Here is a 20,047-nt window from a genome sequence, read left to right as displayed (position 1 = left end):
AAAAATATAAAAACTATTAATCCTGCCACAAACAACTTCAACAATTCATCACTACAACGCATTCATAACCTGTGATTTTTGATGCTATCGGCGCTAAACCGCAGCATGATAGTCGCCGCTACGGGTAGATTTGCTGTCTGTTATCCTTCGGTCCCGACAATTACAGCCACCCCGCCGCTTAACCGATATTTTGTGCTATTATTTATCCATTAGTCCGCTAATCAGCAAATTTTAACCCACGGCGATTGCATAAGTATCCTGCCGACGTTAACATTCGCGGCATCAATGTATATTCAATTCTTGCGCATGAGTATTCAACTAAACAGCATTAACTGTTTCTATGGCGCGCATCAGGCGCTATTCGATGTCACCCTTGATTGTCCAGCTGGCGAAACGCTGGTGTTATTGGGTCCCAGCGGCGCGGGGAAAAGCTCGCTGCTGCGCGTATTGAACTTGCTGGAAATGCCGCGTTCAGGCACGCTTGCCATCTCAGGCAACCAGTTTACGTTTGCGCAACCGCCGAGTGACGGAGCCATTCGCGAGCTGCGCCGCAATGTCGGCATGGTGTTTCAGCAATACAATCTCTGGCCACACCTGACTGTCACACAAAACCTTACCGAAGCACCTTGTCGGGTATTGGGGTTGAGCAAAGACGAGGCGTTGGTACGTGCCGACAAACTGTTAACACGTTTACGCCTGCGCGATTTTGCCGATCGTTTCCCCCTGCATTTGTCCGGTGGGCAACAGCAGCGCGTAGCGATTGCCCGCGCACTGATGATGGAACCTCAGGTACTGCTGTTCGATGAACCTACGGCTGCCCTCGATCCTGAAATCACAGCACAGGTGGTCGGTATTATTCAGGAACTGGCGCAAACCGGCATCACTCAGGTTATCGTCACGCACGAAGTGGATTTTGCACGTAAAACAGCCAGCCGTGTGGTGTACATGGAAAATGGCCGTATTGTCGAACAGGGTGATGCGAGCCACTTTACCGCGCCGCAAACCGCTGAATTCGCCAGTTATCTTTCTCATTGATGAACAAGATGGAAATGACAATGAAAAAATTACTCGTTGCAGCACTCCTCGCCAGCGCCAGCGTTGCCGCCAGCGCCGCAGAAACCATCCGTTTCGCGACTGAAGCCTCTTACCCTCCGTTCGAATTCGTGGGCGATGATAACAAGATCCAAGGGTTTGACGTCGATCTTGCTAACGCGCTGTGCAAAGAGATGAACGCGACCTGTACATTCAGCAACCAGGCCTTTGACAGCTTGATCCCAGGGCTTAAATTCCGTCGTTATGAAGCCGTTATGGCCGGGATGGATATTACCCCGGAACGCCAGCAACAGGTGACCTTTAGCCAGCCTTACTACGACAACTCAGCGCTGTTTATCGCACAGAAAGGCAAAGTGGCCGATATCAGTGCCCTGAAAGGTAAACGCGTCGGCGTGCAGAACGGTACTACTCACCAAAAATACCTGCTGGACCAACACAAAGATGTGACGACAGTGCCTTATGACAGCTATCAGAATGCCATTTTGGATCTGAAAAGCGGCCGTCTGGACGCGGTATTCGGTGACACCGCCGTGGTGAATGAGTGGCTGAAACAGAACGACCAGTTGACTACCGTAGGCACTAGCGTGACGGATAAAAACTACTTTGGTATCGGTTTGGGCATTGCGGTGCGTCAGGGTAACGATGCGCTGGTCAAACGCTTCAATGATGCACTGGACAAAGTCAAACAGGATGGCACTTATCAGTCCATCTACAACAAATGGTTTCAGCAGTAATCTCGCTCAATGATTGAATTTCATCCTCTTGCAAGCGCCGCCGGCATGACCGTCGGCCTTGCCGTTTGTGCACTGGTACTCGGTTTGATTCTGGCGATGCTGTTTGCCGTCTGGGAAATGGCACGTTGGAAACCCGTTGCCTGGAGTGGCACAGCGCTAGTGACGCTGCTACGCGGTCTGCCGGAAATTCTGGTGGTGCTGTTTATCTATTTTGGTTCATCACAGTTGCTGCTGATCCTGGCGGATGGCTTTACGCTGAGTGTTGGTGGTACAGAGCTTACCATCAGGTTAAACATTGAGACGTTTGAAGTCAGCCCATTTCTGTGCGGTGTGATTGCGTTGGCGCTGTTGTATGCAGCCTATGCGTCACAAACGCTGCGCGGCGCGCTGAAAGCGGTTCCTCAAGGGCAGCGCGAATCAGGGCAAGCCTTGGGCTTGAGTAAAGCAGCCATCTTCTTTCGCCTGATCATGCCGCAAATGTGGCGTCATGCCCTGCCCGGCCTCGGCAACCAATGGCTGGTGTTACTGAAAGATACCGCATTGGTGTCATTGATTAGCGTGAACGATCTGATGCTGCAAACCAAGAGCATCGCCACACGCACCCAGGAGCCTTTTACCTGGTATGTGATTGCGGCAGCGATTTATCTGGTAATTACCTTGTTGAGTCAATACGTCCTCAAACGTATCGAACTGCGTACTACGCGCTTTGAACGGAGGCCGTCCTGATGCTCGCCTACTTACCTGAATTGCTCAAAGGGTTGCACACCAGTCTGAGCCTTACGCTGGTGGCGCTGATTGCTGCACTGGTTATCTCTTTGGTGTTGACGGCAGTGCTGGCGTTAAAAACACCGGTGTTGTCCCTGCTGTCTCGGGCGTACATCACCCTGTTTACTGGTACACCGCTGCTGGTGCAAATATTCCTGATCTACTATGGTCCGGGCCAGTTTCCGGCAATCCAGCAGATCCCGTGGTTGTGGCACTTACTCTCCCAGCCCTGGCTGTGCGCCATGATTGCGCTGGCATTGAACAGCGCGGCCTACACTACGCAACTGTTTTACGGTGCGTTGCGCGCCATCCCTTCCGGGCAGTGGCAATCCTGCGCGGCGCTGGGTATGTCGCCTGCACAAACGTTGCGTATTTTGCTGCCCTATGCCTTTAAACGTGCTCTGTCGTCCTATTCAAACGAAGTGATGTTGGTGTTTAAAAGCACCTCACTGGCTTACACCATCACGCTGATGGAGGTGATGGGGTATAGTCAACTGATGTATGGCCGTACCTATGATGTGGCCGTGTTCGGCACCGCAGGGATTATTTATTTGTGTGTCAATGGCTTGCTGACATTACTGATGCGACTTATCGAACGACGCGCACTGGCGTTTGAACACCGTAACTGATCCAGTTTGTACGATAAAAAGCAGGCTTCGGCCTGTTTTTTTTGTCTGTTTTATCATCACTCAAATGTATTTTTAATCATTTTATTTGCATACCAATTCACTTAATGGCAATGTAATTGCCGTTGAGCGGGAAGCATGCCGCAGGAAAAATTAAAAAAAATCATTGGAGCACAACATGAAAAAATTCGTGGTCGCCACGTTACTGGCAGGTATGGCATTCGGCGCTAACGCCGCAGACACTATCCGTTTCGCCGCCTCCGCCACCTATCCACCGTTTGAATCTCTCGATGCCAACAACGAGATCGTCGGCTTCGATATGGATCTGGCGAAAGCCCTGTGCAAACAGATGCAAGCTAACTGCACCTTCACCAACCAGGCTTTCGACAGTCTGATCCCGGCGCTGAAATTCCGTCGTTACGATGCCGTGATCTCCGAAATGGACATCACGCCAGAACGCAGCAAGCAAGTGGCGTTTACCCAACCCTATTATGCCAACTCGGCCGTGGTTATCGCGCAGAAAGGCAAATTCAGTGATTTTGCCGCCATGAAGGGCAAGCGCATCGGGATGGAAAACGGTACCACACACCAGAAATTTATGAATGACAAGCACCCGGAAGTGCAGACCGTGTCCTACGACAGCTATCAAAATGCGGTGCTGGATTTGAAAAACGGACGCATCGACGGCGTTTTCGGTGATACGGCGGTGGTCAATGAATGGATCAAGAACAATCCGGAGCTGGCAACCGTTGGCGAACACGTGACTGACGCGGAATATTTCGGTACCGGTCTCGGTATCGCCGTTCGCCCTGATGACAAAGCCCTGCTGGCAAAATTGAACGGCGCGCTGGAAGCCATCAAAGCAGATGGCACCTATAAGGCCATTAACGACAAATGTTTCCCGCAGTAAGTCAGCGTCTGGTCAAAAAGCGCCCTCGGGCGCTTTTTTTTTGCCCGAATCCCCCCAGAGTTACTCACGCCGCAACAGCGTCAACACCTCATAGTGCGCAGTATGCGGGAACATATCGAACAGCTGCACCTGGACAATCTGGTATCCCGGCAACAGGCTGATATCACTCGCCATGGTCTGCGCATTACAGCTTGAGTAGAGGATATACGCCGGGGCCATCTGGCTCAGATAGGCACACAGTTCTCGCCCAATGCCGCGTCGGGGCGGATTCACCAGCACCAGATCCGGCGCACTGGCTTTGCCAGTGGCAAATTGTGTGGAGTCCAGCGCCTGAAATGTCACCTGCGTCAGCCCGAGCTGTGTGGCGGAACGCTGCGCACAGGCGATAGCCTCGGCGCTGATTTCAATCCCGGTCAGGGGCATGTCTGGCGTGGCACAGTGCAACCCAAAACCACAGACGCCGCAAAACAGATCCCACATGCTGGTCACCGGCAACGCAGCAACCCAGTCACGCGCCGTGGCGTAGAGTGTCGCAGCGACGTGCGGGTTGGTTTGAAAGAAACCGCGCGGACGTAGGAAAAGGGGCACCTGATTGAATGCCTCTTCCAGCATTTGGTTTTCCGTCAGCGCAATCTCCTCTTCCCCTTCCAGAATCGCCTGATGAACCGGCTGGATATTGGCTGAAATCACCGCCAACTGCGGTAACTGCTGCTGTAACCAGGGAAGCGCTTGTTGTAACTGCACCAGTTTGGTTTTTGAGCGCAACACGAAGCGCAGCATAAACTCACCGCGCAGGCGACTTTCCGTCAGCAGCAGATATTTTAATTCACCACGTCGCCGGGCCACCTGGTAGGGCGTCAGCCCGGCGCGCGCAATGAAGGTCTTGAGCACAGAAAACACCGGCGCGAACGATGCCGGATAGAGTGAACAGTCACACAAATCGACCGCGCTGCCGTCTTGACGCAGGATACCGAACACCGGGCGTTCAACGCTACCGCTCACCACCATTTTGGCCTTGTTGCGAAAGGCCTGCTGCGGCGAGGGAACCACGGGCAGCCAGGTGCCCACCGTCTGTTGGTCTAGCAGTTCAGCCAATTGTTGCTGCTTGTCAGAAAGCTGCTGCGTATAAGGTTTTTCCAGCCACTGGCAGGAGCGGCAACTGCCTTCGGTATATCGTGCACACTGCATAGGAGAAGAGGAGTCAATAAAGTCGGGGCGGCATTATAGCACCGTCAGGCACGATGTCTTATAGTGCCACAGAACTATGCGGCGCGACGTTGAAAATAGCGGCGGCTGCGATGAGGTACAAAAAGCAAAAAAACCACCAATACGTCGGGCAGACGCTGTGTGGCGAACTGGTGCAGAACGTCCCAGTTGGTCTCTCCACTAAAGTGGAAAATATCAGGCAAAAAATCGCTAAAGGAGGCCAGCAACATGTAGCCAGAGATCGCCCCCTGAGCAATAAGGTAGCCCCAACGCCCCCAGTTTTTCCCTGCCATCACCGCCACCCCGCAGCGCACTTCAAAGCAGAGAATCACCAATGCGGCCAATAGCACCAGCGTTGAATCCCAAGACTCGGCACTACTGCCAATCCAGCCACCAAAACTGCTTAATCCCAGATCCCACAGCAGCATCACCAGGCTCAGTACACAAGTGGCAATAATACCGATGCCCGCGACTGTCACAGCGACAGGGGCATAATTGCCTTGAGCAACCAGTGTCTTCTTGCTTGGCAGCATCGTTAATCGGTTTCCTTTACAGAGACAACAGCGACACCGAAGGGGTGGCGCTGTGCAGTTTATATCCTTACCACTTCACTCAACCGTGTCTGGCTCGCTGCATATCACGAATGCGCTGCTTCTCCGCGCGTGCCATAAACCACCAGGCAATCAAGCCAATCACACCTACCACCAATAATATCAGCGATGCCAGCGCGTTAATTTGTGGATTAACGCCCATTCGCACACTGGAGAACACCAGCATCGGCAGCGTGGTAGCCCCCGGTCCGGAAACGAAACTGGCGATCACCAGATCGTCCAGCGACAGCGTAAACGCCAGCAGCCAGCCGGAAACCAGCGCTGGCGCAATCATCGGCACGGTGATGATGAAAAACACTTTGAGCGGCGCCGCCCCCAAGTCCATTGCGGCCTCCTCAATGGAGCGATCCAGTTCGCGCAGCCGTGCACTAATTACTACGGTGACATAGGCGGTACAGAAGGTCACATGGGCCAACCAGATGGTCAGCATGCCGCGCTCGGAGGGCCAGCCGATAGCATGTCCCAAGGCAACAAACAGCAGCAGCAACGACAAACCAGTGATCACATCAGGCATTACCAGCGGCGCCGTCAGCATAAACGCAAAGCCGTTAGAGCCGCGAAAACTGCCAAAACGCACCATCACCACCGCCGCCAGCGTGCCGAGCACCACCGCCATGGTGGCGGAGGCGGCAGCAATAGTCAGACTTAATGCCACGGCAGTCATCATGGCGCTGTCATGGAACAGTGCGCTGTACCATTGGGTCGACCACCCCGCCCACACCGTCACCAATTTGGAACTGTTGAAAGAGTAAATCACCAGCATCAGCATCGGCGCATACAGAAAGGTAAAGCCGATAACCAGAATCAGGGTACGCCACGGAGAACGAACCACAGGTAAATTATTCATGCCTGATCTCCCGCACTTTTGTTCTGATGCTTGTGGAACCACATGATGGGCACAATCAGCAGCAATAGCATAATGGTCGCTACCGCAGACGCTACCGGCCAGTCACGGTTGTTAAAGAACTCCTGCCACAGGATACGGCCAATCATGATGCTGTCTGGACCACCTAACAGCTCAGGGATCACGTACTCCCCCACCGCCGGGATAAACACCAGCATGGAACCGGCGATAATACCGCCCTTGGTCAGCGGCACAATTACGTGGAAAAAGGTTTTCAACGGACGCGCGCCCAAATCCAGTGAGGCTTCCACCAGCGAATAATCCAGTCGGGTCAAGGCGGTATATATGGGCAACACCATAAACGGCAGATAGGAGTAGACGATACCGATATACACCGCCAGATTGGTATGGAGGATGATCAACGGCTCATCAATGACGCCCAACCACAGCAGAAAATTATTCAATATCCCGTTGTTCTTCAGTATTCCCATCCAGGCATATACGCGGATAAGAAACGAGGTCCAGGAAGGCAGTATAACTAACAGCAGCAAAATGTTGCGCGTAGAGGGCTGGCTGTGCGCGACCGCCCATGCCAGTGGATAGCCAATGATCAGGCAGAGCACCGTCGACACCGCAGCGACTTTCAGCGACTGCAAATAGGCTTCGAAATAGAGCGGGTCATCGAGCAGATGAAGATAGTTGCCCAGATTGAGGGTGATATCGAGCTTATCATCCGCCCAGGAGAGCAAATCGGTATAGGGTGGCACCGCGCGCCATTTCTGCCAGACTGATTTTGAAAACAATCAGGAACGGCAGCATAAACAGCAAGATAAGCCAGATATACGGCAGCGCAATCACCAGTTTGCGCCCGTATTTCAGGTGCCACTGTGTCAACAACTGGCGCAGAGGACTGCGCGGCACATCCGGTGGTTCCGCCGCTTTGCCATCCGAAAGGTTATGTTCAGGAAACATGGTCATTATCTCGCCCTATCACACCGTCAACACCACACAGCTGTCCGCTTCCCAACACAAGCGCACTTCATCACCCCAGGTGGGTGCGCCTTTGCGATAGCGGTAAGCATTTTGCAACTGGGCACTGATGATCTGCCCACTGTTGAGACGCACATGGTAAATCGACAAATCGCCCAGATAAGCGATATGCACCACTTCACCGACAGCGAAGTTACAGCCGTCTTCGGGCACCTCTTCACACAGCATGATTTTTTCGGGGCGCAATGCAACATGCACCGGAACGCCATCCACCACAGACACATCGGTATTCACTTTCAGCGGATGTACCAGCCCAGGGCTCTGAATGATCAACGCATCGTCCTGGCGCTCTTTCAGCAACCCTTCAAACATATTGACCGAGCCGATAAATTCGGCACTGAAACGCGTGGTCGGGTGTTCGTAAATCTCTTCCGGCTCACCGATTTGTACAAACTTTCCGCGATTCATGATGGCAATGCGCCCGGCCATGGTCATCGCTTCTTCCTGATCGTGGGTCACCATCACGCAGGTCACGCCGACACGTTCAAGAATATCCACCACTTCCAGTTGCATACGGTCGCGCAGCTTTTTGTCCAGTGCGCCCATCGGTTCATCCAGCAGCAGCAGTTTCGGGCGTTTCGCCAAACTGCGTGCCAGTGCCACGCGCTGGCGCTGACCACCGGATAGCTGATGGGGTTTGCGTCCGGCAAACTCCTGCATATGCACCAGCGTCAGCATCTCTTCCACACGGTCTTTAATTTCAGCACGCGACAGCTTGTCCTGCTTCAAACCAAAGGCAATATTCTTCTCAACCGTCATATGCGGAAACAGGGCATAGGACTGAAACATCATATTGATGGGGCGCTGATAGGGCGGCACCAGCGACAGATCCTGTCCATCCAGCACAATCTGCCCCTGAGTGGGGTGTTCAAAACCGGCCAACATACGCAATAAGGTGGATTTACCGCAGCCGGAAGCCCCCAGCAGCGCGAAAATTTCACCTTTGTAGATTGTCAGACTCACATCATCCACTGCCGCCTGACCGTCAAAGGATTTGGTCAAATTGCGCACTTCCAACAGTGGCGTTACGGCCTTTTGCGTTTTAGGCTGGGGACGGGAAATTGCATCATTCACTTAGCATTGCTCTCCGGCAAAAGCAGAACAAACGAATAACCCACGGTGGAGAAGGGCCTGCGACAGCCACCCTCTCTCCGTGCGTTACACCACATACAGCACAAACAGGCGGGGATTAGCCGCCTGCGGATTATCACATAATCTCAATGTACAAAAACAGTTACTTACCGCTTTTTACCTTGGTCCAGGCACGTGTACGCGCGCGATCAATCTGCGGTGATTGCACTTTGAGCGTAAACAGCTTGGCACGCACGTCATCCGGCGGGAAGATGCCCGGATCGTTACGCACCGCTTCATCAACCAGCGGAACGGAAGCTTTGTTACCGTTGGCATAGAAGACGTAATTGCTGATATTGGCAATCACTTCCAGTTTCATTAGGTAGTTAAGGAATTGGTAAGCTTCCTCTTTGTTTTTGGCATCTGTTGGCATGGCGAGCACGTCAAAAAATGCCAGAGCGCCTTGCTTCGGAATGCTGTAGCCGATGTTCACACCGTTATTTGCTTCTTTGGCGCGGTTAGCCGCCTGTTTCACGTCTCCGGCCCAGCCGATAGCAACGCAAATGTCGCCGTTGGCCAGATCGTTAATGTACTGCGAAGAGTGAAAATAGCGGATGCTCGGGCGCAATTTCAGCAACAGGTCAGTCGCACCTTTGCTGTAATCATCAGCCTTGGTGCTGTTCGGATCTTTCCCCTGATAATTCAGCACCGTCGCGAAAATCTCTTCTGGTGCATCCAGGAAAGCCACGCCACAGCTTTTCAGTTTTTCAAGATTCTCCGGCTTCAACACCAGATCCCAATTATCGATTGGCGCATCTGCACCCAACGCAGCTTTGACTTTATCGATGTTAAAACCGATCCCCGTGGTGGCCCACAGATAGGGAATCGCATATTTGTTGTCAGGATCGTGCTGAGCAATCAGCTTCATCAGCTCAGGATCGAGGTTTTTGTAGTTAGGCAGCTTGCTTTTATCCAGCGGCTGGAAAACGCCGGCGGCAAGTTGGCGCTCAAGAAAGCTGGCAGAAGGCACGACCAGGTCAAAACCGGTGCTGCCTGCCATCAATTTGCCTTCCAACACTTCGTTGGAGTCAAACACGTCATAAACGACTTTGATGCCTGTTTCTTTCTGGAAATTGCTCAGGGTGTCCGGCGCAATGTAATCTGACCAGTTATACACATGCAGCGTTTTTTCTTCCGCAGATGCGGTGACGGACGCGGCCATCATCAAGCCGGCAACAACACCCGAGAGCCATGTTTTACGTTGGGTGAACATCCGTTCCTTCCTCCATACCAGGGGTGAATCATGGAATAAAATCCGTATCAGGACGATACCGGACACATACCTGAATTTTTCGCGCCGACGGACGGGGATGTTGAATGGCTATGCACTAAAAATAATCATAGTACACACAGACATAAATGCATTGTCATCGCCTGACGGTCACAGGAAGTTAGCATAACCGCCTCGTGTTCGCGGTGCTATATGTACAACGTAAAAAACGGCTTTTATCGATTAATTATGCAGGAGTTGGCGCGGTGAGCGGGAAGTCTTTACTCTGGGCGGTGGAATATATCGAGAAAAAGATTTTTAGCAGAATAAACCAAAGGTAACGGAAAAATAAGAAAAAATGATTGCTGCCCACAGGCAGCAACAGAATCAATGCAGACTGTGTGACAGAGTGCGCGCAGGAGAGGTCTCTTCTTCTTCACCGAGAAACAGCATATTGTTAGCACAGGCTTCCAGAATAACCATGGAGATCTGCTCTTCTGATTGCTGCATAAAGTGGCGGAACTGCTCAATGACCACGCCGGCCGCCACATCGAGAGTCTGACAAACGATAAGCTTTGGCAGATTATCGTCTTGCACATCAAGAAAGGCTTTCACCGTCAATGAACTGGCATTAATTTGGCTCAGGTTACCCGCCAGCGAAATCAAGGCGCTGGGCTTCACCTCGGCCAATGCAGAAAATAAAACAACGCCGTCTACCAGATCGACCTTGGCATCGAAAATGCCATCGAAATTCTGCATATGGGGCAAATGCAACGCCTGACAGGAGTCACATTCAAAATAGAGAATATTGAGTTGATCCAACCACCGCCGCAGCAGATTCAGATCCGGAACGATGAGTGAATCCATCATAGTTTGCCTCATTTGCACCTGTAACGTAAAAACCTTACTAGCTTACGTAAAATTTGCGCGCGATACCAATAGAAAAGCGGGATTGCCTATCTTGCTGGCGATACTCCGTTGCATGCATGCTGCTCAATGAACGCCATCATCATGTCGGCAATATCCAGTTGGGTGGTTCGTTCAATCCCTTCCAGACCGGGAGAGGCGTTTACCTCCATCACCAGCGGCCCACGCGTTGCGCGCAAAATATCCACGCCCGCCACGCTCAACCCCAGCGTTTGCGTCGCTTTCACCGCAATGGCACGCTCACGCTCAGTGATAATGACTGGGCGCGCGGTGCCGCCGCGGTGCAAACTGGAACGGAAATCCCCTTCTTTGGCCTGACGTTCGATGGCCGCGACCACTTTATCGCCAATCACCAGACAGCGGATATCTCTCCCCTGCGCCTCGCGCACATACTCCTGAACCAGAATGTGTGCATTCAGGCCGCGAAACGCATCAATCACGCTCTCAGCCGCCTGACGCGTTTCCGCCAACACCACACCAATCCCCTGAGTGCCCTCCACCAGTTTAACCACCAGCGGTGCACCGCCCACCATATCGATCAAGTCGCTGGTATCGTCCGGTGAATGCGCAAAACCGGTAATAGGCAAATCGATACCCTCGCGCGCCAGCAGTTGCAGCGAATGCAACTTGTCGCGCGCACGGGTGATTGAGAGCGCATTGTTCAACGCAAAGCTTCCCAGCATTTCAAACTGGCGCAACACTGCGGTGCCTTAAAAGGTAATTTGCGAGCCGATGCGTGGAATTACCGCATCGTATTTTACCAACTGGCGGCCGCGATAATGCACCGTGGGCGCAGCAGAGTTGATGTTCATGTAGCACGAGAGCGGGTCAATAATATCGACAACGTGCTTGCGCGCCTCTGCGGCCTCACGCAGCCGCATGCAGGAGTACAGACTGCCGTCCCGAGATAAAATGGCGATCTTCATCAGTTCCTCACCCACGCTTTAGCGGATTGCCCAACCTTGCTGATGCAAATAGTCCAGAATAAAGGGCCTCAGCTCTTTTTGCAGCGTGCGCACTCCAGGTATCGCGGCGACGATTACTGCCACGCTGTTGGTAGTAATCGCCCAATTGCTGGTCATACTGTGCCAGCGCGGCCTTATCTAAGGGTTGATAGCCATTCTCATGCACCACCAGCGAAGCGGGCAGGCGCGGTTTGAGGTCAGGCATCGCCGCAGGGTAGCCCAGACAGAGACCAAACAGCGGCAGCACCTGCTGTGGTAACGACAACAGCGTAGTGACATCGGCAATGTGATTACGAATACCGCCAATGAACACGCCACCCAGCCCCAGAGATTCCGCCGCAATCAGTGCGTTCTGCCCCATCAACGCCGTATCCACGCATCCCAGCAACAATTGCTCTGCCATCCCGATTTGCGCCTGCGGAAAAATGTCCAAGTGACGATGGAAATCGGCGCAAAATACCCAAAACTCGGCGGCGTCGGCCACATGCTGCTGATCGCCACAGTAATGGGCTAACGTCTGGCGCAGCGTGGGATCGGTAATGCGAATAATGGAGCTGCATTGTAAAAAACTCGAGCTGGATGCGCTCTGGGCAGCGGCAATAATGGCGCCGCGCGCCTCCGGCGCAATAGGCTGTGTGCTAAAAGCACGAATGGAGCGATGGTTTTGCAGCAAATCGATAGTTGGCGTCACACTTCGTGTCCTTATGATGGTATGTCCTGAAGGCAGCGGGATAGGTTCTGTGAACCAGATAGCCAGGCGCTTAACAGGCAGTATAAGCCAGCCGTCGCAACTGACCAATGCTGCTCAGCGTATGTTATGCGGCTTGATAGCCATCACATATTAATGTAACAGGAATTTACTGCTTTTTTTTCATAGCGGATGGGGGCATAGTACCCACACAGAAAGACGAGAATACTATCGTTTACAGCCTTTTGTTTTGATAAGGAGTTAACATGTTTGCTGTTATTTTTGGCCGCCCTGGCTGCCCTTACTGTGTTCGCGCCAAAGCGCTGGCAGAAAAACTGACTGAACAACGTGACGACTTCAGTTTCCGCTACGTTGATATTCACGCAGAAGGGATCACTAAAGATGACCTGTCTAAAACCGTGGGTAAGCCCGTTGAGACGGTTCCACAGATCTTTTTGGACGAAAAACACATCGGCGGTTGCACCGATTTCGAAGCCTATGCCAAAGCGAATCTGAACCTGTTTCAGTAAAACGGCAACGCCTCGACAACACCCTGACCAAAGGCGCACTCTGCGCCTTTGGTGTTTTTATCTTTAGCGAAAATAGCGCTGGCACGAAACATAGACGAACAAAAAGCCCAGCGCGCCCATCAGACTCCAGAACACCGCACTCATCACGTAAGCCAGTTCCTGCCAGAACGCGTTCATCGGCGTGCGCCAAAAGTGCAGGATAATCAGGCATAGCGGCATGGCCATCAGTGCGCCGAGAAAGGGATAACGCAAACGACCACGCGCTGATAAACCGCTGGCTACAATGCCGGGCAACAAAAATAACAGCATTCCAGGCTCTCCCCGAAATCCCGTTTCCGTTGCGGAAAAGACATCCATTTTTTGACTCAAAAACACCACGGTAAACAACAAAAAACAGCAGGTTGCACCGACACACCCCTTATTGCTTCCCATATTCGCCTCTCTTTGCCCCACACCCACGTCGCAAGACGAGGTCGAGTGAGGCGTATTTAATCGGAACAACATCGGAATATCCCTGATATAACAACAAGCAAGGCGGCATCACTTTTTATAAAATAAAGGCTGGCTGTAACACAAACACCCAACTAAAATGGCAGCACTCTTGCTACGCGTCGGGCAATTTATTTTTAGAAAACGGGTGACACCTGTGCCGAATCACGCATTTTCCTTGCCGGATTCTTCACGCCCTGTTCCACTATTGCCCTACAGTGAGTATTCTGAGTGAATGGCAATAAATTTAGCCCTTACCTTCATTAATATCAAGAACTTACTAGTAAACAACACGTTACAGGTCATGAATATAAACGTCGCTGAGTTGTTAAACGGGAATTACATACTGCTGTTATTTGTGGTGCTTTCGTTGGGGCTATGCCTGGGGAAAATACGGCTAGGCAGCGTTCAACTGGTTAATTCTATTGGTGTTTTAGTGGTGTCGTTATTATTGGGGCAGCAACACTTTGCCATAAATACCGATGCGCTGAATCTTGGTTTTATGCTGTTTATTTTTTGCGTTGGCATCGAAGCAGGGCCCAATTTTTTCTCTATTTTTTTTCGTGACGGTAAAAACTATTTCGCCCTGGCATTAGTGTTGGTCAGTTCAGCGTTGGTGCTGGCACTGCTGTTGGGTAAGCTTTTCGGCTGGGATATAGGGCTGACGGCAGGCATGCTGGCTGGGGCAATGACCTCAACACCCGTACTGGTCGGGGCGGGCGATGCGCTGCGCAATGCCAACAGCGTCAATCCGCAGCTCAGTGTCGAGTTGGATCACCTGAGCCTTGGCTATGCGCTTACCTATCTGGTCGGGTTGGTGAGCTTGATCTTTGGCGCACGCTACCTGCCAAAACTGCAACATCAGGATTTGCCAACCAGCGCGCAACAAATCGCGCGTGAACGCGGTCTCGACCCGGACAGCCAACGTAAAGTGTATCTGCCCATTATCCGTGCTTATCGCGTCGGGCCAGAGCTGGTGGCCTGGGCTGACGGGAAAAACCTGCGCGAACTGGGCATTTACCGGAAAACCGGCTGCTCCATAGAGCGTTTGCGCCGTAACGGCATTCTCGCCACGCCCGATGGGGACGCGACCTTGCAACTGGGCGATGAAATTGCGCTGGTGGGTTATCCCGATGCCCATGCGCGCCTCAACTCCAATTTCCGTGACGGCAAAGAAGTGTTCGATCGCGATCTGCTTGATATGCGTATCGTTACCGAAGAAATTGTGGTCAAAAACAACAACGGCGTCGGCAAACGCCTTAGCCAGTTGAAACTGACCGACCATGGCTGCTTTTTAAATCGCATCGTGCGCAACCAGATTGAAATGCCGATCGATGACGGCGTGGTGCTGAACAAAGGGGATGTGCTACAGGTGAGCGGCGATGCGCGGCGGGTGAAAAGCATCGCCGATCGCATCGGATTTATTTCCATCCACAGTCAGGTTACCGACCTGCTCGCGTTCTGCGCTTTCTTTATCATCGGCATCATGGTCGGGCTTATCACCTTCCAGTTCCGTAACTTCAATTTTGCGATTGGCAGCGCAGCCGGGTTGCTGTTTGCCGGGATCATGCTGGGCTTCTTACGCGCCAACCACCCGACCTTTGGCTATATCCCACAGGGTGCGCTGAATATGGTAAAAGAATTCGGTCTGATGGTGTTTATGGCAGGTGTTGGCCTGAGCGCTGGCAGCACCATCGGCACCAGTTTTGGCTCGGTGGGGATACAAATGTTGTTTGCCGGGCTGGCGATCAGCCTGATACCGGTAGTTATCTGTTTCCTGTTTGGCGCCTATGTACTACGCATGAATCGAGCGTTGTTGTTTGGCGCCATTATGGGCGCGCGTACCTGTGCGCCCGCCATGGATATCATCAGCGATACCGCACGCAGTAATATCCCGGCGCTCGGCTATGCGGGCACTTATGCCATCGCCAACGTGTTGCTGACATTGGCCGGTTCGTTGATTGTCATTATCTGGCCTGAACTGCCGTTTTAAGCGGTTTGAAAAAAATTGTCACTATTCTTTAAATAAAACCGAACTTTTTCGCATGCAGAGCGTCTGAATAAGTGCTGCTGCTTTTCTTTGAAATCCCCTTATTGAGGAGCCCGTCGTTCCCGCCTTTTTAGGTTCAAGAATGATGGGCCTTTTCTTTTCTTACCGACCAGACTTCTCTTTGCGACCCGATTCTATTGGATGGTACTATTTACGCCGGACTCACAGGGGATAACCACACGATGGAAACACGGCGCGCAGCACGGATTAACAAACTGACTCAGGCATTGAAAAATGGCGATCGGCTGCACTTGAAACAAGCGGCAGAATTGCTGGGCGTATCCGAAATGACCGTGCGCCGCGATCTGAACGCCACGTCAGCCAGTGTGATTCTGTTGGGCGGCTATGTGGTCAACGATCCACAGAGCAGCGCTATCGGTCACTATTTTGTGTCCGATCAGCAGAACCAGCAGGTGCAGGAGAAACGTGTGGCGGGCCGTCTGGCGGCGCAACTGGTCGAGGCGGGTGATACCGTTTTTTTTGACTGTGGCACCACCCTGCCCTTTGTTATCGATGCTATCGACGAAGATCTGCCTTTTACCGCGGTCTGCTATTCCCTGAACACCTTCCTGGCGCTGCAAGCCAAACCCGCTGCCAAAGTCATTTTATGCGGCGGAGAATTCCACCCCGATAATGCCATTTTCACGCCGCTGACGCGGCAGAGCGAATTGGACCCGATCTGCACCAACAAAGCCTTTATCTCTGCGGCAGGGGTCGATCTCAAGCGGGGAGCGACCTGTTTTAATTTTGCCGAACTGGATATCAAACACCGGGCGATGGCGCTATCGCAGCGCGCTATTCTGGTGGCCGACAGCAGCAAGTTTGGCCGAATACAGCCTGCCGCTATCGGCGCATTGACGCAGTTCGATACGCTGGTGACCAACTGCGCTCCGCAAGGCACCTATCAGGATTTCACGCTAGACAATGGCATTATGCTGATCTATCCCGGTTGTTAAAACCAGCCACCAAACCATTTGGTCAGGGTTAACCAAATGGCATCCCATAGCCGCCCGAACAAACCGGCCTCAGGCACTTCATCCAGCACCACCAGCGGTCGCTGGGCGATCACTTTGCCATCCAATTGGAAATCCACAGTACCGACGGCCTGATTTTTTGCCAACGGGGCCTGTAAATGTGGCGATGTCAGAGTAAAACTGGCTTTCAGATTGCGCATTTGCCCTTTAGGCACCGTGAGTGCAACATCGTCTGCAACTCCTAACCGCGCTTCACTCCGCGCGCCGTACCAGACACGCTGGGTGGTAAACGTGGTATTGGCCTCAACCGGCGTGACCGTTTCGAAGAAGCGGAAACCCCAGGTCAGCAGCTTTTCACTATCGCGAAAACGAATGGCATCCGTCGGTGCGCCCAGTACCACAGAAATTAACCGCATATTGCCTTCCGTTGCGGAAGCCACCAGATTATGTCCCGCACCGTTGGTATGTCCGGTTTTGATGCCATCAACATTCAGGTTGCTGCTCCACAACAAACGGTTGCGATTGGGCTGTTTGATGTTATTAAAAGTGAACTCTTTTTCTTTATGCAGGGCGTACTCTTCCGGTACATCGCGAATCAACGCCTGCCCCAACAGTGCCATATCACGCGCCGTACTGTATTGGCCGGCGGCATCCAATCCGTGCACGGTGAGGAAATGGGTATTGGTGAGGTTAAGTGATTTGACGTAATAGTTCATCAGGCTGACAAACGCATCCTGACTGCCAGCCACGTAGTCGGCCAACGCAATGCTGGCATCGTTGCCCGATTGAATAACGATGCCTTTATTCAGTTCCAACACCGGAATTTTATCGCCGGGTTTCAAAAACATCAGCGACGATCCTCGCAGCGCCGGATTACCCGTTGCCCAGGCATCTTTACCGACGGTAACCAGATCGTCGGGTTTAATTTTTTCCGTTTTTATCGCCTGACCGATAACGTAGCTTGCCATCATTTTCGTCAGGCTCGCGGGGTCCAGTCGCTCATCCGCTCGCTGTTCCGCCAGCACCACGCCACTGTGGTAATCCATGAGAATAAAGGCTTTGGCCTCAATCTGCGGTGCAGCAGGTGCCTGTTCGGCATATACGTGTGGGGTTAGCGTCAGCCACAGCAGCGTTGCGCTGCATAGCATCAAGCGGGAGCATGCGGCCTTGGGAAATCGAGCCTGGGGGAAATGGGCCGTAGTGTTCATGCGTCCTCCATGTCGTAAGTCGTGCAGTTAATCTGATCAGATTTCGATATTTTTTGCAACGAATGGCAATAAGCTGTGTACCCTAAATACGTCGAGTTACAGGAAGGCGACAAGGGAGCTAATCCCAATGAGCTTACATAAGTAAGTGATTCGGGTGAACGCGCGTCGCCAACGCACCTGTAACTTGAAGTATGACGGGTATAGACGTTACCGTCCGCCGCCCGACATTAAAACGCCCTACTCTGTAAAGATACTCAAAGAAATGCAAACGTCTAGAAAATACGCTGATTTATAAATACGTTATGAGAGTTTTCTCATGGAAGGTAGGGAAAACCGGCAAGCGGTACGGACCGCTCGCCGGTAACAGACTGTTAGCGACGATCGCGTTTATCCGCGCGCTTGGCAAACCAGTCACCCAGCATCTGCACGACTTGCACCAGAATAACCAGCGCTACCACGGTCACCACCATCACCTGCGTTTCATAGCGGTAATAACCAAAGCGGATCGCTAAATCACCGACGCCACCACCGCCCAAAATGCCTGCCATCGCAGAGTAGCCAATCAGGCTGACCAGCGTGATGGTCAGTCCACGCAGCAAACCTGCCTTGGCTTCCGGCAACAGTACGGTCGCAATAATGCGCATTGGGCTGGCGCCAAACGCTTCCGCTGCTTCAACAATGCCGGGATCGACTTCGCGCAGGGCGCTGTCCACCAGACGCGCATAAAACGCCATCGCAGCCACCGACATCGGCACCGATGCCGCCACCGGGCCGATGGTGTTACCCAGCAGAATTTGGGTAAGCGGCAACAGCAGCACCAGCAGGATGACAAACGGGATAGAGCGGATGATGTTGACCAAAATGGTGCTAGACAAATACACCGCACGGTTTTGCCAAAACAGGTTTCTGTCGGTGACAAAAATCAACAGGCCCAACGGCAGGCCACCGACAATGGCGCACAGCGTTGCAATGCTGACCATCTGGAAGGTTTCACCAAACGCAACGGTCAGGTCGAGCCAAAAATCACCCATGTAACACCTCCACGCGCGCGGTGCGGGTCTGAACATAATGGATAGCGGCGGCCAGTTGTTCGCTGTCCGTCGGGTGGGTCAGCAACACCACCAGAATACCTAATGCACGGTTGCCGATATACTCAATCTTACCGTGCAAAATATTGACCGAAACGCCATAACGCACCGCCACATCGGATAACACGGGCTGCTCGGCGGAATCGCCGATAAACAGAATTTTCAGCAACGTGCCTTGCAGTTCCTCTTTCAGACGCGCGGGCAATTCCAGATTCAGCGTGTGGGAGACCAGTTGTTGCGTGAACGGATGTTGGGGTGCAGCAAACACATCGAACACATCACCCTCTTCCACTACGCGGCCTTGCGTCATCACCGCCATGCGATCGCATACGGTTTTGATGACGCTCATTTCATGAGAAATCAGCACAATGGTGATGCCCAGGCGCTGATTAATCTCTTTGAGCAGCACCAGAATGGCGGCGGAGGTTTCCAGATCGAGCGCCGAGGTTGGCTCATCGCACAGCAGCACTTCGGGATGGTTGGCAATCGCGCGTGCAATACCGACGCGCTGTTTCTGCCCACCGCTCAGGCGGGAAGGATAAACATCGGCCTTATCACACAATCCGACAAGGCTCAGCATTTCAGGCACGCGCTGGGCTATTTCCTGCGCAGATTTGCCCGCTGCTTTCAAACTGAACGCGACGTTTTCCGCTACAGTACGCGTTTGCATCAGGTTGAAATGCTGAAAAATCATGCCAATGCCCTGACGGGCACGACGCAGCTCACTGCCGCTTAAATCACTGATCGTGACACCATTCACCGTGACACTGCCGCTCGTCGGGCGTTGCAACAGGTTAATGGTACGCAACAGGGTACTTTTTCCCGCACCGCTGGTGCCCACAATCCCGAAAATTTCACCCTGCTGGATACGCAAACTGACGTTATCCACCGCCGCCGTTGCGCCCGCTTTGCCCTGCGAAAAATTCACGCTAATCGCGTTGAGTTCTATCATCACCTATTCTCTGTTTTATCCCAGCCAAAAATATTA

Annotated in this window: 18 protein-coding genes and 3 pseudogenes; 8 read left to right on the top strand and 13 right to left on the bottom strand. The window is 52.6% G+C overall.

Translation table 11 applies throughout. The features are described from left to right. Positions 1 to 306 precede the first annotated feature (306 nt). The 5 genes from artP (at position 307) to artJ (K6K13_RS08630) (ending at position 4,088) form a co-directional block, all read left to right on the top strand. Positions 307 to 1,035 carry an arginine ABC transporter ATP-binding protein ArtP gene (gene artP, locus K6K13_RS08650; protein WP_222160425.1) on the top strand — a complete coding sequence of 243 codons (729 nt, stop codon included), beginning with the start codon at positions 307 to 309 and terminating at the stop codon, positions 1,033 to 1,035. A 20-nt stretch (positions 1,036 to 1,055) separates the two neighbouring features. Beyond that, positions 1,056 to 1,787, top strand: coding sequence for an arginine ABC transporter substrate-binding protein (artJ, locus tag K6K13_RS08645; RefSeq protein ID WP_222160424.1), 732 nt, complete (start codon positions 1,056 to 1,058; stop codon positions 1,785 to 1,787). 9 nt (positions 1,788 to 1,796) lie between these two features. Further along, a complete protein-coding gene (gene artQ, locus K6K13_RS08640; RefSeq protein WP_222160423.1) occupies positions 1,797 to 2,513 on the top strand; it encodes an arginine ABC transporter permease ArtQ in 717 nt (238 codons plus the stop codon). Beyond that, a complete protein-coding gene (gene artM / locus K6K13_RS08635; protein ID WP_222160422.1) occupies positions 2,513 to 3,181 on the top strand; it encodes an arginine ABC transporter permease ArtM in 669 nt (222 codons plus the stop codon). Before artQ ends, artM begins: the two co-directional genes overlap by 1 nt. A gap of 175 nt (positions 3,182 to 3,356) precedes the next feature. Then, positions 3,357 to 4,088, top strand: a complete 732-nt coding sequence (gene artJ, locus K6K13_RS08630) for an arginine ABC transporter substrate-binding protein (protein WP_222160421.1) — start codon at positions 3,357 to 3,359, stop codon at positions 4,086 to 4,088. 60 nt (positions 4,089 to 4,148) lie between these two features. On the opposite strand, the gene rlmC is transcribed toward artJ (K6K13_RS08630), so the two are convergent. From rlmC to nfsA, 9 genes and pseudogenes are all read right to left on the bottom strand, one after another. After that, entirely contained in the window at positions 4,149 to 5,276 is a 1,128-nt protein-coding gene (gene rlmC / locus K6K13_RS08625; protein WP_222160420.1) for a 23S rRNA (uracil(747)-C(5))-methyltransferase RlmC, read from the bottom strand. Positions 5,277 to 5,350: 74 nt separating this feature from the next. Continuing rightward, positions 5,351 to 5,827 (bottom strand): YbjO family protein, encoded by a 477-nt coding sequence (locus K6K13_RS08620; protein WP_222160419.1) that lies wholly within the window; start codon positions 5,825 to 5,827, stop codon positions 5,351 to 5,353. Between the two features lie 79 nt (positions 5,828 to 5,906). After that, positions 5,907 to 6,752 carry a putrescine ABC transporter permease PotI gene (gene potI, locus K6K13_RS08615; RefSeq protein WP_196906831.1) on the bottom strand — a complete coding sequence of 282 codons (846 nt, stop codon included), beginning with the start codon at positions 6,750 to 6,752 and terminating at the stop codon, positions 5,907 to 5,909. Beyond that, positions 6,749 to 7,727: pseudogene (gene potH, locus K6K13_RS08610) on the bottom strand (putrescine ABC transporter permease PotH). Before potH ends, potI begins: the two are co-directional and overlap by 4 nt. Before the next feature lie 12 nt (positions 7,728 to 7,739). Continuing rightward, positions 7,740 to 8,873 carry a putrescine ABC transporter ATP-binding subunit PotG gene (gene potG, locus K6K13_RS08605; RefSeq protein ID WP_222160418.1) on the bottom strand — a complete coding sequence of 378 codons (1,134 nt, stop codon included), beginning with the start codon at positions 8,871 to 8,873 and terminating at the stop codon, positions 7,740 to 7,742. 160 nt (positions 8,874 to 9,033) lie between these two features. Further along, positions 9,034 to 10,143 (bottom strand): spermidine/putrescine ABC transporter substrate-binding protein PotF, encoded by a 1,110-nt coding sequence (gene potF, locus K6K13_RS08600; RefSeq protein WP_222160417.1) that lies wholly within the window; start codon positions 10,141 to 10,143, stop codon positions 9,034 to 9,036. Between the two features lie 384 nt (positions 10,144 to 10,527). Further along, positions 10,528 to 11,007 carry a YbjN domain-containing protein gene (locus tag K6K13_RS08595; RefSeq protein WP_222161021.1) on the bottom strand — a complete coding sequence of 160 codons (480 nt, stop codon included), beginning with the start codon at positions 11,005 to 11,007 and terminating at the stop codon, positions 10,528 to 10,530. 89 nt (positions 11,008 to 11,096) lie between these two features. Beyond that, positions 11,097 to 11,993 (bottom strand): annotated as a pseudogene (gene rimK / locus K6K13_RS08590) (30S ribosomal protein S6--L-glutamate ligase). A gap of 18 nt (positions 11,994 to 12,011) precedes the next feature. Next, a pseudogene (gene nfsA, locus K6K13_RS08585) lies at positions 12,012 to 12,723 on the bottom strand (oxygen-insensitive NADPH nitroreductase). A gap of 263 nt (positions 12,724 to 12,986) precedes the next feature. On the opposite strand from nfsA, the gene K6K13_RS08580 reads away from it, so the two are divergent. Beyond that, a complete protein-coding gene (locus K6K13_RS08580; RefSeq protein ID WP_195312865.1) occupies positions 12,987 to 13,250 on the top strand; it encodes a GrxA family glutaredoxin in 264 nt (87 codons plus the stop codon). A gap of 63 nt (positions 13,251 to 13,313) precedes the next feature. Here the strand turns inward: K6K13_RS08580 and K6K13_RS08575 are convergent, their stop codons facing one another. Beyond that, complete coding sequence (locus K6K13_RS08575; protein WP_222160416.1) at positions 13,314 to 13,682, bottom strand: inner membrane protein YbjM; 369 nt, start codon at positions 13,680 to 13,682, stop codon at positions 13,314 to 13,316. Between the two features lie 361 nt (positions 13,683 to 14,043). Here K6K13_RS08575 and K6K13_RS08570 point away from each other — a divergent pair, with 361 nt between their 5' ends. Then, a complete protein-coding gene (locus K6K13_RS08570) occupies positions 14,044 to 15,732 on the top strand; it encodes an aspartate:alanine antiporter (protein ID WP_222160415.1) in 1,689 nt (562 codons plus the stop codon). A gap of 239 nt (positions 15,733 to 15,971) precedes the next feature. Next, complete coding sequence (gene deoR, locus K6K13_RS08565) at positions 15,972 to 16,745, top strand: DNA-binding transcriptional repressor DeoR (RefSeq protein ID WP_222160414.1); 774 nt, start codon at positions 15,972 to 15,974, stop codon at positions 16,743 to 16,745. Here the strand turns inward: deoR and K6K13_RS08560 are convergent. From K6K13_RS08560 to K6K13_RS08550, 3 genes are all read right to left on the bottom strand, one after another. Continuing rightward, entirely contained in the window at positions 16,742 to 17,911 is a 1,170-nt protein-coding gene (locus tag K6K13_RS08560; RefSeq protein WP_222161020.1) for a serine hydrolase, read from the bottom strand. The two genes, deoR and K6K13_RS08560, sit on opposite strands and share 4 nt — an antisense overlap. Before the next feature lie 431 nt (positions 17,912 to 18,342). Then, positions 18,343 to 19,002 carry a methionine ABC transporter permease gene (locus K6K13_RS08555; protein WP_222160413.1) on the bottom strand — a complete coding sequence of 220 codons (660 nt, stop codon included), beginning with the start codon at positions 19,000 to 19,002 and terminating at the stop codon, positions 18,343 to 18,345. After that, positions 18,995 to 20,011: a methionine ABC transporter ATP-binding protein gene (locus K6K13_RS08550; RefSeq protein WP_222160412.1), complete on the bottom strand. Its 1,017-nt coding sequence runs from the start codon at positions 20,009 to 20,011 to the stop codon at positions 18,995 to 18,997. Before K6K13_RS08550 ends, K6K13_RS08555 begins: the two co-directional genes overlap by 8 nt. Positions 20,012 to 20,047: the final 36 nt, after the last annotated feature.

It is taken from the genome of Symbiopectobacterium purcellii (assembly GCF_019797845.1).
GTDB lineage: Bacteria > Pseudomonadota > Gammaproteobacteria > Enterobacterales > Enterobacteriaceae > Symbiopectobacterium > Symbiopectobacterium purcellii.
Note: the sequence above shows the minus strand (reverse complement) of the source record. Positions and strands in the feature narration are given on the sequence as shown.